Genomic DNA, 13,752 nt, shown 5'->3' on the forward strand with positions numbered 1-13,752 from the left:
TAACCACATCGCAAACATCAGCCTCTTCTGGACCTGGACGTAACGAAAAACGTACAAAGTCGAGCTAAGGCGGCGTGGACAAATTCCTCGCGGTCAAAACCGTCAGTTCAAGAAGGTGAGGCGCGGGCATATGTCGATATGGCAAGCCGAGCCGACGCAGAAATGGCGGCTTTTGGTCCGGCCCCGCAGAGGTTAGGCCCATTCTAGCCCTGACACCGTTGCTCCGGCTAGAAAGAGGCCCACTTTGTCTGCGCCTTCGCGCCTCGCCAGGGCCAGAATGGGCCTAACCGTGATCCGCGAGGAATTTGTCCACGCCGCCTAGCACTACTTTGGCAGAACTTTGATTTTCGGGATTCCCATGTCGCTGAATGCATGATTCATGGGGAGCCAGCTTTGATGGAGGCTGGCGATGGAAGAGGCGTGGCAGGCGGATCTTGAACGGTGGCTTGCGCCATATCTGGAAGCCTTGGGGAACAAGACTCGACGTAGAATGTGCCCGGCCTATATCGCCGGTCTGATCGGGCCCGGTGATCGCAAGAGCATTCAGCCCACGGCAGCCCGCTCGGATGCGATCCCTTATGACCGGCTTCATCATTTCATCGGGGCGGGGCTGTGGGACAGCGCGCCTCTGGAAGCGACCTTGTGGAACCAGGCGGATGAATTGGTTGAAGGTGAGGGAGCCTGGTTGATCATCGACGACACCGCCCTGCCCAAGAAGGGCAAGGCTTCGGCTGGCGTCGCGCCCCAATACGCCACGGCGCTGGGCAAGAATGCCAACTGCCAGACGATGGTATCGGTGACACTGGCCTCGGGCGAAGTTCCCCTCATGTTAAGCTTGCGGCTGTTCCTGCCGGAAAGCTGGACGAGCGATGCTGCCCGCATGGACAAGGCTGGCGTGCCTACGCCCTTGCAGTTATACCGCACCAAGCCAGAGATCGCGATTGAGGAGATCGATCGCATCATCGCTGCCGGGGTGCGCTTTGGCTGCGTGCTGGCCGATGCGGGTTACGGGCTGTCGGCTCCGTTCCGGCAGGCACTGAGTGCGCGTAGCCTTTGCTGGGCGGTTGGCATCCCCCGGCATCAGAAGGTCTATCCGGCCGATGTGCAACTGATCTTCCCAGTCGCAGGACGCGGTCGCCCACGGGTGCGACATGTGCCCGACGTCAAATCCATGGCCGCGCACGCAATGCTCGAAGGCGCGAAGTGGCGACAGGTCAGTTGGCGCAAAGGAACAAAGGGACGGCTGACGGCCCGCTTTGCCGCCATGCGCGTGCGCATTGCCGATGGTGCGCCTCAACGGATCGGCTCTGCCGGGGCCCAGCACATGCCGGGCGAGGAAGCCTGGCTGGTTGGTGAGCATAGCTCGAATGGCGAGCGCAAATACTATCTCTCCAATCTGCCCAGCGACACCCCGATCAAGGCTCTCGCCGGTGCGATCAAGGCGAACTGGGTTTGCGAACAAGCGCATCAGCAACTCAAGGAGGAACTCGGCCTCGATCACTTCGAAGGACGATCCTGGACCGGGCTTCACCGCCACGCCTTGATGTCGATGATGGCCTACGCCTTCCTGCAATCCCAAAGGCTCGCTCAGGCGAGGCGGAAAAAAAGAATCCTCGGTCCGCCTCCCCAACCTACCTTGCCTGCAGTGCGCCAGGCCATCCTTGACCGCCTGTCTCGCTCACCGCCGGGGCATTGCCCTCACTGCGGATGTTGCCTCATCAGACGTCCCAGTAAAGTTCTGCCAAAGTAGTGCTATAAAAAAGAGCCAAATTCCAGAAAGTTTGGAAATTTTCCTCGCGTCCCGACACGATCATTCCTGATCGTTTCAGTGCGAGCGAGGGGGAGAGGGTGCGATTCCGGGTTGGGGTGATTTCAGTCCGGCTTGACAGCCCCGCGTCCCGGTCAGCCCTCGCATGATCCACCTTAGGAATGCCTGAGCGTACAGTCAGATCATCAAGGTGCGGGCACCTCCTTCCAAAGAGGATTGCCATCAAGCTCTACGTGCGATAACCAAACGCGATGCTCGTCCGCTTTGCCCTCCTATTGCTCGTTTGCTCGCTTGTCGTGCCTGCGACCGCGTGGAGCGCACATCTTGCGGGGCATGAGCAACTGTCGGCGGCCAACCAGATTCACACCCATTACGGTCCAGGCGCGCTGGAGAAGTCACAAGCTCCAGCTTTTGCCGACGATCACGATGGCAACGATGAAGGGACAGACAAGGGGCTGACCCACGATCATGCTCCGTCGTTGGCCATGGGAACCGCTGTCATGCTGCCCCACGCTCCGGCTTTGGCAGCCTGGATTGAAGGTTCCGACCTTCTGTTCGACCGCAGCATTGCGCAAGTCGCACATTCACGCCCGGAATCCCTCTTGAGACCTCCGCGCGCGCTCTGACGTTTGTATCGGGCAGCTGCCCGGTTTTCGTCGTTCGCGAAGCAGATAGAGTTCTCTGGAGTATCACAATGAACGCGATGATGCGTGCTGCCATGCTGGCAGTCACGGTCGCGTCGGCAGGAACGGCCCATGCCGCGCCGCTGACGCTGGAAGAGGCGATCCGCCAGTCGGTTGCGCACTCGCCGCAGGGGCAGGTCTCAGCGGCCCGTGTGGAGGTCTTGCAGGCCGCTCGCGCCGCCGCCGACACCAAGCCGGACCCGACGATCGACGGAACAGTCGAGAATATCGGCACCAACGGTTTCAACCAGGTGCAGGTCGATGCGACCTACAACCAGCGTGTCGAACGCGGCAACAAGCGGCAGGCGCGCATCGAGCTGGCCGAGGGCGACATTGGTGTCGCCCAGGCCGAGGCGCTGATCCAGCGGCTCGACCTCGCACAGCAGGTGCAGGAACTCTACGTCGAGGTGCAGTCTGCCGCGCTCGATCTCGAACTGGCGAAAAGCCGGGTGGAGATTGCCCGCAAGCTGCAGGTCGAGGTCAAGCGACGGGTCGACGATGCACGCGATCCCCTGTTCGCAGGGACGCGCGCACGAACGCAGCTTGCCGAAGCCATGGTGGACCTGGAACTGGCCGAGCATGCCCTGGATGCCGCCAAGGCCCGCCTCGCGCTGCTGACGGGCAGCGATGCCGCGGCGATCTCCGTGATCACCGCAGGCTTTCTCGAACCGCAGCCACCAGAGGTCGCGCTCGACGAGTTCGCCTCGATCGACCTGGCGCTGTACGAGGCGCGCAGCCTCAGGGCCGATGCCAACATTCGCCTGCAGGATGCCAACGCGCGCACCGATCCCACTGTCTTTGGTGGACCGCGTGTCTTCGGCACGGGCGATGTCGCGCTGGTCGCTGGCGTCTCGCTGCCGCTGGCCAACCGTGCCCTCAACCGGGCCAACCGGGATCGTGCCGCAGCGGAAAAGCGGCAGGTCGAAGCCGAGCTTGCGGTCGAACGCTTCCAGCGCCGCCGTGAGATCGGGCTTGCCGCCGAGCGCGTGGAGGAAGCCCGGCACGAGGCCGATGCCATCCGCACAAAGGTCATTCCCGGCGCCGAGCAGACGCTGCGGGAAGTGCGCGCGGGCTACAACCGCGGCGGCTTCACCTTTCTCGACGTATCGACCGCACAGAGCGCGCTGCACGACGCGCGTGTGCGCATGGTCGATGCTCTTTCCGAATACCACCGGGCCAAGGCCGATCTCGATCGCCTCACGGGCCGATTTGCAGACCTTGTTGGGGGCAACTGACAATGCGCCGTTCCTATCTCATCATCGCGGCGCTTCTCGCCGCACCCCTCGCCGCCTGTAGCGAGGCCCCTGAAACCGAGACAACCGTGGAAAGCGAGGAAGCCGCCCCGGCTGATTACGAGCGCGGCCCGCACAATGGCCGGATGCTGCGTGATGGTGACTTCTCCCTCGAGGTTACCGTGTTCGAGGACGGCATTCCGCCCGAATATCGCCTCTACGCCTATCAGGGCGACAAGCCGCTCGATCCCGCCAAGGTCGATGCCCGCGTCTCGATCAGCCGCCTGGACGGAGAGAAGACGACCTTCGCCTTCAAGCCACAGGACGGCTTCCTGCGCGGCAATGCCACGCTGGTCGAGCCGCACAGCTTCGATGTTGCGGTTGTCGCCAAGGAAGGTGGCAGGACGCACAAGTGGAACTTTGATTCCTACGAAGGGCGCGCGACCATAACCGACGCAGCCGCGCGTGCAGCCGGCATCAAGACCGAGACCGTCGGGCCGCGCCAGATCGGCGAGGCAGTGGAGATCATCGGCCGCGTCGAACTCGATCCCGCAGGCAGCGCCGAAGTGGGCGCGAAGTATCCGGGGCCTGTCGTCGCCGTCTACCGCAATGTCGGCGAGCGGGTCGGCAAGGGCACGCTGCTGGCGCGCGTTGAAAGCAGCTACTCGCTCCAGACTTACGCGATCTATGCGCCGATTTCGGGCGTCATCAGCGAGCGCAAGGCCAATGTCGGATCCATCGCGGGCAGCGAGCCGCTGTTCGTCATTTCCGACCCTTCGCGCACGGTGGCGACTTTCCCGGTTTTCCCGCGCGACATTGAGCGCGTGCGCCCCGGCCAGTCCGTGCAGATCCGCGGACTTGAGGGCAACCGCATGCAAGCTTCGGTGATCCGTGACTTCCTGCCGCTGGCGGAGGTCACGAGCCAGGCGGTGACGGCGCGTGCGCCGTTGCCGAACCGCGATGGCTTCTGGCGCCCTGGCATGGCCGTGCGCGGCCTCGTCACGGTGGACCAGCGCAACGTGCCGCTGGCCGTGCGTACCGACGCGATCCAGCAGTTCCGCGACTTCCGCGTGGTCTTCGCCAAGATCGGCGAGACCTACGAAGTGCGCATGCTCGAACTGGGCCAGGAAGGGCCGGAGTGGACCGAGGTCATCAGCGGCATCAAGCCGGGCACGGTCTACGCCAGCGAGAACAGCTACGTCATCAAGGCCGACATCGAGAAGTCGGGCGCGAGCCATGACCATTAAGGGGCGCTGCGACAATGCTTGAGAAGATCATCGAGCTGTCGATCCGGCAGCGCATCGCGGTGCTCGTCCTGGTCGCCATCCTGGGCGTCATCGGCATCTACAATTTCGGGCGGCTCAAGATCGATGCCGTGCCGGACATCACCAACGTGCAGGTGCAGATCAACACCTCCGCGCCGGGGTTCTCCCCGATCGAGGCGGAGCAGCGCATCACCTATCCGGTGGAGACCGCGATCTCGGGTCTGCCGGGGCTTGAATACACGCGTTCGGTCTCTCGCTATGGCCTGAGCCAGGTGACGGTGGTATTCGAGGACGGCACTGACATTTATTTCGCACGCCAGCTCGTCAACGAGCGACTGCAGTCGGTACGCTCCAGCCTTCCCGCCAGCGTCGAGCCCGAACTGGGGCCAATCGCGACCGGGCTTGGCGAGATCTTCATGTACACCATCGAGGCCAAGCCCGGCGCGTTAAAGCCCGATGGTTCGCCCTATACTGCGCAGGACTTGCGCACGCTGCATGACTGGGTGGTGCGCCCTCAGTTACGCACCGTGCCCGGCGTCACCGAGGTCAACTCGGTGGGCGGGTTCCGCAAGGAATACGTGGTCGCTCCGCATCCTTCACGGCTGGCCGGCTTCGGCCTGACTGTCGAAGACGTGATCAAGGCGCTTGAGGCCAACAACGGCAACGTCGGCGCGGGCTATGTCGAGCGGTCGGGTTCGCAATTCCTGATCCGCGTGCCGGGGCAGGCAGAGGACGAGCGCGATCTTTCGGGCATCATCGTCGCCTCGCGCGGCGGGGTTCCCGTGCGCATCGCCGATGTTGCCGATGTCAGCATCGGTTCTGAAATCCGCAATGGCGCGGCGACCAAGGACGGGCGCGAAGTGGTGCTCGGCACCATCTACATGCTCGTTGGCGAGAACGCCCGCGATGTGAGCGTGGCAGTCGCCGAGCGGTTGGAGGAAGTGAACAAGTCGCTGCCGGGCGGCGTTGTGGCGAACACCGTCTATGATCGCTCGAAGCTGGTCGAGGCGACCGTCGGCACGGTCGAGAAGAACCTGGCCGAAGGTGCTCTGCTGGTCATCGTCGTGCTGTTCGTCCTGCTCGGCAACATCCGGGCGGCGTTGATCACGGCGGCGGTCATCCCGCTGTCGTTCCTGCTCACCATCACCGGGATGGTGGCGAGCGATACTTCAGGCAACCTGATGAGCCTTGGCGCGCTCGACTTCGGCCTTATCGTCGATGGCGCGGTGATCATCGTCGAGAACTGCTTGAGGCGCTTCGGCGAGCGGCAGCACACGCTTGGCCGCCTGCTAGAGAGGGAAGAACGCTTCAAGCTCGCTGCAAGTGCCTCGGCAGAGGTGATCAAGCCGAGCCTGTTCGGCATCCTCATCATCACCATCGTCTACGTGCCGATCTTCGCGCTCGAAGGCGTGGAAGGGAAGACGTTCCACCCGATGGCGCTGACCGTGGTGATGGCGCTGACCGCCGCACTTCTGCTTTCGCTGACCTTCGTTCCCGCCGCCGTTGCCAGCTTCGTGACGGGCCGCGTCGAGGAAAAGGAGAATCGGGTCATGCGCGCGGCCAATGCGCGCTACGTGCCGATGCTCGATTTCGCGATCCGTCGCCGCAAGGCGGTGATCGCGGGCGCGGCGGCACTGGTCGTCTTGAGCGGGCTTGCCGCGACGCGGCTGGGCTCGGAGTTCATTCCCAACCTCGACGAAGGCGACATCGCGCTCCACGCGCTGCGCATTCCCGGCACCAGCCTGACGCAGGCGGTGCAGATGCAGAGCGCGCTGGAGGAGAAGATTAAGACCTTCCCCGAAGTCGACAAGGTCTTCGCCAAGATCGGCACCGCCGATGTCGCGACCGACCCGGTACCGCCTTCGGTTGCCGATACCTTCATCATCATGAAACCCCGCAAGGAGTGGCCTGATCCCCGCAAGCCCAAGGCCCAGCTCGTTGCCGAACTGAACAAGGCGGTGCAGCAGGTTCCCGGCTCGCGCTATGAGTTCATCCAGCCCATTCAGATGCGCTTCAACGAGCTCATCGCTGGCGTTCGCTCGGACGTCGCGATCAAGGTCTATGGCGACGATCTCGACCAGTTGGCGGCCACTGCTGCCGAGATCGAGGGCGTGGTGTCGAGCATCGCGGGCTCGCAGGATGCGCAGACCGAGCACGTGACCGGACTGCCGTTCATCCAGGTCGTGCCCGATCGCCTGCGCCTTACCCAGCTCGGCCTCAACGTCGACGACGTGCAGACGGTGGTCTCCACGGCGATGGGCGGCGCCGACGCTGGGCAGATCTTCGAGGGCGACCGCCGCTTCGACATCGTCGTTCGCCTGCCCGAGGAAATGCGCCAGGACCCGCAGGTGCTCGAACGCCTGCCGATCCCGCTGGCGGGCGGGGGCGAGGTTCCGTTGTCAGAGGTCGCGACCATCGAGCGCATCGAGGGGCCCAACCAGATCAGCCGCGAGGACGGCAAGCGCCGCGCGGTGGTGACCACCAACGTGCGCGGACGCGATCTCGGCTCGTTCATCACCGAGGCCAAGCAGCGCATCGCCAGCGAGGTCGAACTGCCGCAAGGCTACTGGATCGACTACGGCGGCACCTTCGAGCAACTGCAATCGGCGGCTCTGCGCCTTCAGATCGTCGTCCCGCTCGCGTTACTGCTCATCTTCGGCCTGCTGGTGACGCTGTTCCGATCGGCCAGGGACGCGCTGGTGGTGTTCTCGGGAGTGCCCCTCGCGCTCACCGGCGGCGTCATGGCGCTCCTCCTGCGCGGCATTCCCTTCTCGATCTCCGCCGGTGTCGGCTTCATCGCTCTGTCGGGCGTCGCCGTGCTCAATGGCGTCGTCATGCTGACCTTCATTAGGCAGCTCATCGACGAGGGCCTGCCGCTCGAACGGGCGATCCGGGAAGGCGCGCTGGCACGCCTGCGCCCGGTGCTGATGACGGCGCTAGTGGCGAGCCTTGGCTTCGTTCCCATGGCGCTCAACGTCGGGCTGGGGTCAGAGGTTCAGCGGCCGCTGGCGACCGTCGTCATCGGCGGCATCATCTCCTCGACGGTGCTGACACTGCTGGTCCTGCCGGCACTCTACCGCGCGGTGCGTGGGAACAAGACAAATGAAGCGAAGGAGGGGGATTCTGACGTTCTCCCCGCTAACGCATGAAAATGCAAAGGATGACTGAATTGTCGCGATCGATACCGCTCCGGCTGGCCCGCTGGACTGCTACTCTGGCCCTCCTGCTCGGCGCGGGTGCCGCGCTGGCTCACGGCGTGGCCGAGGGAGACAAGGGTTTCATCGAGGCGAACAGCGGGCCGCAGGTCTTCGCGTTTCTCTATTTGGGCGCCAAGCACATGGTGACGGGCTACGATCACCTGCTGTTCCTGTTCGGGGTGATCTTTTTCCTCTACCGGATGAAACATGTCGCAGCTTACGTGACGCTTTTCGCGATCGGCCACAGCACCACGCTGATCGCGGGAGTGCTGCTGGGCACGCATGTCAGTTCCTATCTCGTCGATGCGATCATCGGCCTGTCGGTCGTCTACAAGGCGCTAGACAACATGGGCGCCTACCGACGCTGGTTCGGGTTCCAGCCCAACACCAAGGTGGCCGTGCTCGTTTTCGGCTTCTTCCACGGCTTTGGCTTGGCGACCAAGCTGCAGGACTTCAACCTTTCGACCGATGGCCTCGTGACCAACCTCATTGCCTTCAATGTCGGGGTTGAGGTCGGGCAGATGCTCGCCCTCGGCGCGATCCTGATCGCGATGGGATACTGGCGGCGCTCGGCCAGCTTCGCGCGTCACGCCTTCGCCACCAACACCGCGCTGATGAGCGCGGGCTTCCTTCTGTTCGGCTACCAGATGGCCGGCTACTTCCTTTCGTCAGGAGCTTGACCGATGCAAGAGACCCCGCACTCCCCGACCCCTGGGGAACTACCCACCGTCCGCCAGCTCAACCGCGCGACGCTGATCGCTGCCGCCGTCGCAGGCGTGCTGTTGGTTACTAGCGTGATGCCTGCCGAATATGGCGTAGACCCGCTTGGTACCGGACGCCTGATGGGCCTGACCGCCATGGGCGAGGCCAAGAGTCACAGGGCCGAGGCAATGGCGGACACTGCGCAAACCCTTGTCCTCGACGATGCGGCCAGTGCGCCCGTGGAACTGGGAGCTGACGCGGAAACCGTCGAACTCATGCTCGCACCTGGTGAAGGGCGCGAGGTCAAGGCCATGACCAAGGCAGGCGGCGAGTTCGCCTACGAATGGTCCACCAAGGACGGTGTGCCGATCTACTGGGAGTTCCACGGCGAGGAAGTGGGCGCGGTGGGCAACGATTACACGAGCTACGAGATCGCCACGACCACCGGCGAGAAGGGCACGTTCCGCGCTCCGTTCGAGGGTACGCACGGCTGGTACTGGCGTAACGACGGTACGGCCGCCGTCACCATCGTTGCGCGCGCGCAGGGCGATTTCGCGAAGTTCGCGCTCGTTCCAAAAAAGTGAAGTCCATGCCCGGTTCAGTCGGGTTTGAGGACATAGATTTCAATCGCAGGTTATGGAGTTCGAATATGCATAAGTTCCTGTTCGCCGGCGTCGCGGCCGTGTCTGCAATGGCCCTTGGAGCGCCGGCTTGCGCGCACCCCGAAGGTCACGAAAATCATGCACGCTCCGAGCGAAAGCCCGTGCGTGTGTCGGCCAAGGAGGCCGTGGTGAAGCTGGTCACCCAGTCGAAGCTGCCAGCCAGTTGGGCGAAGGTCGAGGCTGGCGACGCAGCTCTCAAGCCGGTGGGCGGCGAAAGCCGGTGGGTGGTAACATTCGAGAACGCCGCGATCCGCGAGGCCTCGCAGCGCAAGCTCTATGTCGTTCTCACGGCCAGCGGCGAGTTCGTCTCGGCGGGCTACAAGGCGGTCTGACCCCGCTTCGCAGTTGACCCGGAATCCGGGATCGACCTTGTACCCGTGACCATGTTCCGCTGCTCGCAACGGAGTCGATTCCGCCATGTTTTCGGTTCTCGCCCATCGCACCTACCGGCACCTGTTCATGGCACAGATCATTGCCCTCGTCGGCACTGGCCTGGCAACAGTCGCGCTCGGCCTTCTCGCGTACGAGATAGCCGGAGCCGACGCCGGGGCAGTGCTCGGCACGGCGCTCGCGATCAAGATGGTGGCCTACGTCGCCATTGCGCCGATTGTCGGTGCCCATGCCGACCGCCTGCCGCGCAAGATGTTGCTGGTGGCAATGGACGTCGTGCGTGCGGGAGTCGCCCTAGTGTTGCCCTTCGTCGATGCGGTATGGCAGGTCTATGTGCTGATCTTCCTGCTCCAGTCGGCCTCGGCAGCCTTCACGCCGACCTTTCAGGCAACCATCCCCGAGATCCTTCCTAACGAGGAAGAATACACGAGCGCGCTGTCACTTTCGCGGCTGGCCTACGACCTTGAAAGCCTGATCAGCCCGATGCTGGCAGCAGCACTGCTCACGGTGATCAGCTTTCACTGGCTCTTTGCGGGCACGTCCGTTGGGTTCATAGCGTCGGCATTGCTGGTAGTTACCTCGGCGCTGCCGCATCGCGCGGAGGCGTTGAAGCGGGCAGAAAGTGCCTGGCACAAGACCACGCGCGGTGCGCGCATCTACGTCAGAACGCCACGCCTCGTCGGCCTGCTTGCTGTCACGCTGGCTGCGGCGGCGGGCAGTGCGATGGTGATCGTCAACACGGTGGTGATCGTGAAGGGCATGGGCCGTTCTCGGGAGGACGTTGCCCTCGCGCTCGCGGCCTATGGCGGCGGATCGATGCTCGCGGCGCTTTCATTGCCGCGCATCCTCAAGCGTGCCAGCGACCGTGCGGTGATGCTTGCCGGGGCAACGATACTCGCCATCGTGCTGGCGGTCTGCGGATTGATGGTGCTCAACTGGCCGGTGCTGCTGGCTGGTTGGCTGGTGATGGGGGCTGGCTATGCCCTATGCGTGACCCCAGGCGGGCGCCTCTTGCGCCGTTCCTCCAGCGATGCCGACAGGCCCGCCCTGTTCGCGGCGCAATTCGCGCTCAGCCACGTGTGCTGGCTCATCGCCTATCCCGTTGCAGGGCAGGTTGGGGCAGCGAAGGGAATGGCGCTCACCTTCGTCGCATTAGCTGCGCTTGCTGTGCTCGGCGTGTTGCTGGCACTCTGGCGCTGGCCTTCGCGAGACCCCGCAAGTGTGCCGCACGAGCACCCCGAACTGCCCGCAGGCCATCCCCATTTCGCCGATGACGGCGATCACGGGCACAGCCACGCTTTCGTTATCGACGAACTCCACGGCCACTGGCCTGGGCGGGCCTAGTCAGGCCGTGGCTGCGCGATAGCGCTCGTCCACCACCTCCCAGTCGAGATTAGCCATGAAGGCATCGATATAGCGCGCTGCCGCAGTGCCGTAGTCCATGTGATAGCTGTGCTCGTACATGTCGAGCGCGATCAGCGGGGCGCCGCTGACGGCCCCGTGCATGTGGTCCCATGCCCAGTAGTTGTGGAGCGATCGGGTGTGCGCGTTCCAGGTCAGCACGCACCAGCCCGAGCCACCCGCCAGCGACATGGCTGTGCGACGAAATTCCGCCAGCCAGGCATCAAAGCTGCCGAATGCCGAGGCGAGCGCATCGCGGACCGATCCGCCCGCCTCGCCATTGCCGCCGAGTCCATCGAAGTAGAGTTCATGCAGCACCACCGATCCGGTGCGGTGCAGTTCCTCGCGCTTGAGCCCGGCATAGGCGACAGGCGGAAAATCGGGATCGGCCATCGCGGCGGCAAGACGCGCCTCGATTGTATTCAACCCGCGTACCGAGCCCCTGTAGTTGTTCTCCCAGTGCGAGGTGATGAGCCTTTCGGAAAGACCGGTGAGCTTGGCCGGATCGAAGCGCAGCGGCCTGGGCGCAAGCGTACCTAAAAATGCTTTAATCCGCGCAGGGTCCCGCGCTGCCGCCGGCGAGGACGCACTGCCGGTCAGAGCCGCCCCTGCCACACCGATGGCCGCCGTGCCGATCGCCTCACGCCTTGTGATCTTGCTCATGCTCACGTCCTCAGATCGCCATGCCCAGCACCAGGCCGCCAAGAGCCGCCACGGCCAGAACGCGCATTATCGACCACTTTGCGCCAAACACCAGCAGGCAGGCTAGCACAGCCAGCAGCGCTGCGCGCCAGTCGAAACTTGCCCAGTCCGGCGTGTAGAGCCGCAACGGTCCCACGCGCGATTCGCCGACCGTCGAGAACAGGACGTGGAGCAGGAACCACGCGGTAAGGTTGGCGATCACGCCCACCACTGCCGCCGTCACGGCTGCGAGGCCACCTTTGAGCCGCACGGTATTGCCCAACCGGTCGATCCACGGTGCCACCGCGAAAATCCAAAGGAAACAGGGAGCGAACGTGACCCACGTCGTCAGGCCAGCCCCCAGCAGGCCCGCGATAATCGGTGTGAACGGCTCCGGCGCGCGGTACGCTGCCAGAAAGCCGACGAACTGCGTCACCATGATGAGCGGCCCCGGCGTCGTTTCGGCAAGCCCGAGCCCATCGGCCATCTCGCCCGGTTGCAACCAGCCGAAGCCCTGCACGGCTTCCTGCGCCATATAGGCCAGGACCGCATAGGCCCCGCCGAAAGTCACTACCGCGAGTTGCGAGAAGAAGGCGCCGATGTCCCACAGTACGTGGTCGATGCCAAGGGTGGCGGCGACCAGCGCCATCGGGGTGCCCCAGATCACGCCCCAGATTGCGACCGACTGGATAGTGCTGCTCCAAGGGCGCGGTCCGACGGGTGCCGATGCGGCGCCAGGTTTCAACGCCAGCCAGTCGGGCCTTGTTGACGCGACGGGCATGCCCGCAGCGCCTGCTCCGAGCACGATCAACGGGAACGGCAGGTCGAGCACGAAGAGCGCCACGAATGCCGCCGCCGCCAAGCCTTGCTTGAAGCGCGTGTCGAGCGCGCGTCCCGCTATCCTGAGCAGTGCCTGGACCACGATCGCCAGCACCGCAGCCTTGACCCCGAGGAAGATTGCGCTGAACCACGCGAGGTTGGCTGCCATGGCATAGAGTATCGAGAGCGCGAGTATCACCAGCGAGCCGGGGATCACGAACAGCAGGCCCGCTACCAGGCCACCGCGCCAGCCATGCAAGCGCCAGCCGATCCATGTGGCCAGCTGCTGCGCCTCGGGCCCCGGCAAAAGGTGGCAGACATTCAGCGCGTGGAGATAGTCATCCTCGCTGATCCACCCGCGCTCATCGACGAGTTCACGGTGCATGAGCGCGATCTGTCCGGCAGGCCCGCCGAAGCTAAGCAGGCCAATGCGAAGGAACGCTCGCCATAGCTCAGGGAAGCTCGAGGCGGAAGCAGTTGCACGATCCATTCATTACCTCGCAAGAATGCGTCCACCGAACGGTGGAGCGACGAGGCAACACTTGGGCATCGCTGCCTGACCGGGAGGTTGCTTAACCCCGTGACGGCTTCCTACACGGTACTGCTTGCTGGCGAAAGCCTGCTTTGATGGTCAGGGAGAAGCGGCGGCACGGTCCTACCGACGATCGGACCAGATCGGCCAGCCTGCACTATCCTGCACTATAAGGTGAATTCAACCGTCCCGCACAGCATTGGAGCCTTTCCAGATCGCCCCAGGTTCTGGCCATTCGGCCAGCGGGAGGGCGTGAGAGACCCATATATTTTGACTGATTCAACGGTTAGACATCCGGCATGGGATGCCGCAGAAGTTCAATTGGCATTTCGGGATGGTTAGACATTGTATCTCCCTGAAATATCACGTTTGAGAGAGTCCGGCTCGGGCCTCCATCACAGCTTCCTGAGACGTTCATGG

Annotated in this window: 10 protein-coding genes and 1 pseudogene; 9 read left to right on the forward strand and 2 right to left on the reverse strand. The window is 63.8% G+C overall.

Features of this window, described 5'->3' with window-relative positions; translation table 11 throughout:
• Nucleotides 1-409: 409 nt before the first annotated feature.
• From IEX64_RS16670 to IEX64_RS16710, 9 genes and pseudogenes are all read left to right on the forward strand, one after another.
• Nucleotides 410-1,665: pseudogene (locus IEX64_RS16670) on the forward strand (IS701 family transposase).
• A 354-nt stretch (nt 1,666-2,019) separates the two neighbouring features.
• A complete protein-coding gene (locus IEX64_RS16675; RefSeq protein ID WP_188821299.1) occupies nt 2,020-2,394 on the forward strand; it encodes a hypothetical protein in 375 nt (124 codons plus the stop codon).
• A 68-nt stretch (nt 2,395-2,462) separates the two neighbouring features.
• Nucleotides 2,463-3,686, forward strand: coding sequence for a TolC family protein (locus tag IEX64_RS16680; RefSeq protein ID WP_188821301.1), 1,224 nt, complete (start codon nt 2,463-2,465; stop codon nt 3,684-3,686).
• A gap of 2 nt (nt 3,687-3,688) precedes the next feature.
• The gene (locus IEX64_RS16685) at nt 3,689-4,930 is read left to right on the forward strand and encodes an efflux RND transporter periplasmic adaptor subunit (protein ID WP_188821303.1); all 1,242 of its coding nucleotides are present in this window, start codon (nt 3,689-3,691) and stop codon (nt 4,928-4,930) included.
• Between the two features lie 14 nt (nt 4,931-4,944).
• Entirely contained in the window at nt 4,945-8,097 is a 3,153-nt protein-coding gene (locus IEX64_RS16690; RefSeq protein WP_188821305.1) for an efflux RND transporter permease subunit, read from the forward strand.
• 11 nt (nt 8,098-8,108) lie between these two features.
• On the forward strand, nt 8,109-8,825 hold the full coding sequence (locus IEX64_RS16695) for a HupE/UreJ family protein (RefSeq protein WP_188821308.1): 717 nt from the start codon (nt 8,109-8,111) through the stop codon (nt 8,823-8,825).
• Nucleotides 8,826-8,828: 3 nt separating this feature from the next.
• Nucleotides 8,829-9,431, forward strand: a complete 603-nt coding sequence (locus IEX64_RS16700; protein WP_188821310.1) for a hypothetical protein — start codon at nt 8,829-8,831, stop codon at nt 9,429-9,431.
• 65 nt (nt 9,432-9,496) lie between these two features.
• Complete coding sequence (locus IEX64_RS16705) at nt 9,497-9,841, forward strand: DUF6488 family protein (protein ID WP_188821312.1); 345 nt, start codon at nt 9,497-9,499, stop codon at nt 9,839-9,841.
• An 85-nt stretch (nt 9,842-9,926) separates the two neighbouring features.
• Complete coding sequence (locus IEX64_RS16710; RefSeq protein WP_188821314.1) at nt 9,927-11,243, forward strand: MFS transporter; 1,317 nt, start codon at nt 9,927-9,929, stop codon at nt 11,241-11,243.
• On the opposite strand, the gene IEX64_RS16715 is transcribed toward IEX64_RS16710, so the two are convergent.
• Both IEX64_RS16715 and chrA read right to left on the reverse strand, forming a co-directional pair.
• A complete protein-coding gene (locus tag IEX64_RS16715; RefSeq protein WP_188821317.1) occupies nt 11,244-11,963 on the reverse strand; it encodes a superoxide dismutase in 720 nt (239 codons plus the stop codon). It lies immediately after the preceding gene.
• 10 nt (nt 11,964-11,973) lie between these two features.
• A complete protein-coding gene (gene chrA, locus IEX64_RS16720) occupies nt 11,974-13,290 on the reverse strand; it encodes a chromate efflux transporter (protein ID WP_188821319.1) in 1,317 nt (438 codons plus the stop codon).
• Nucleotides 13,291-13,752 lie beyond the last annotated feature (462 nt).

It is taken from the genome of Novosphingobium indicum, from assembly GCF_014645195.1.
Classification (GTDB): domain Bacteria; phylum Pseudomonadota; class Alphaproteobacteria; order Sphingomonadales; family Sphingomonadaceae; genus Novosphingobium; species Novosphingobium indicum.

Bases quoted from the DNA above. Each gene is read 5' to 3' on its own strand.
- IEX64_RS16675 (WP_188821299.1), top strand. From the start codon at position 2,020: ATGCTCGTCCGCTTTGCCCTCCTATTGCTCGTTTGCTCGCTTGTCGTG.
- IEX64_RS16680 (WP_188821301.1), top strand. From the start codon at position 2,463: ATGAACGCGATGATGCGTGCTGCCATGCTGGCAGTCACGGTCGCGTCG.
- IEX64_RS16685 (WP_188821303.1), top strand. From the start codon at position 3,689: ATGCGCCGTTCCTATCTCATCATCGCGGCGCTTCTCGCCGCACCCCTC.
- IEX64_RS16690 (WP_188821305.1), top strand. From the start codon at position 4,945: ATGCTTGAGAAGATCATCGAGCTGTCGATCCGGCAGCGCATCGCGGTG.
- IEX64_RS16695 (WP_188821308.1), top strand. From the start codon at position 8,109: ATGACTGAATTGTCGCGATCGATACCGCTCCGGCTGGCCCGCTGGACT.
- IEX64_RS16700 (WP_188821310.1), top strand. From the start codon at position 8,829: ATGCAAGAGACCCCGCACTCCCCGACCCCTGGGGAACTACCCACCGTC.
- IEX64_RS16705 (WP_188821312.1), top strand. From the start codon at position 9,497: ATGCATAAGTTCCTGTTCGCCGGCGTCGCGGCCGTGTCTGCAATGGCC.
- IEX64_RS16710 (WP_188821314.1), top strand. From the start codon at position 9,927: ATGTTTTCGGTTCTCGCCCATCGCACCTACCGGCACCTGTTCATGGCA.
- IEX64_RS16715 (WP_188821317.1), bottom strand. From the start codon at position 11,963: ATGAGCAAGATCACAAGGCGTGAGGCGATCGGCACGGCGGCCATCGGT.
- chrA (WP_188821319.1), bottom strand. From the start codon at position 13,290: ATGGATCGTGCAACTGCTTCCGCCTCGAGCTTCCCTGAGCTATGGCGA.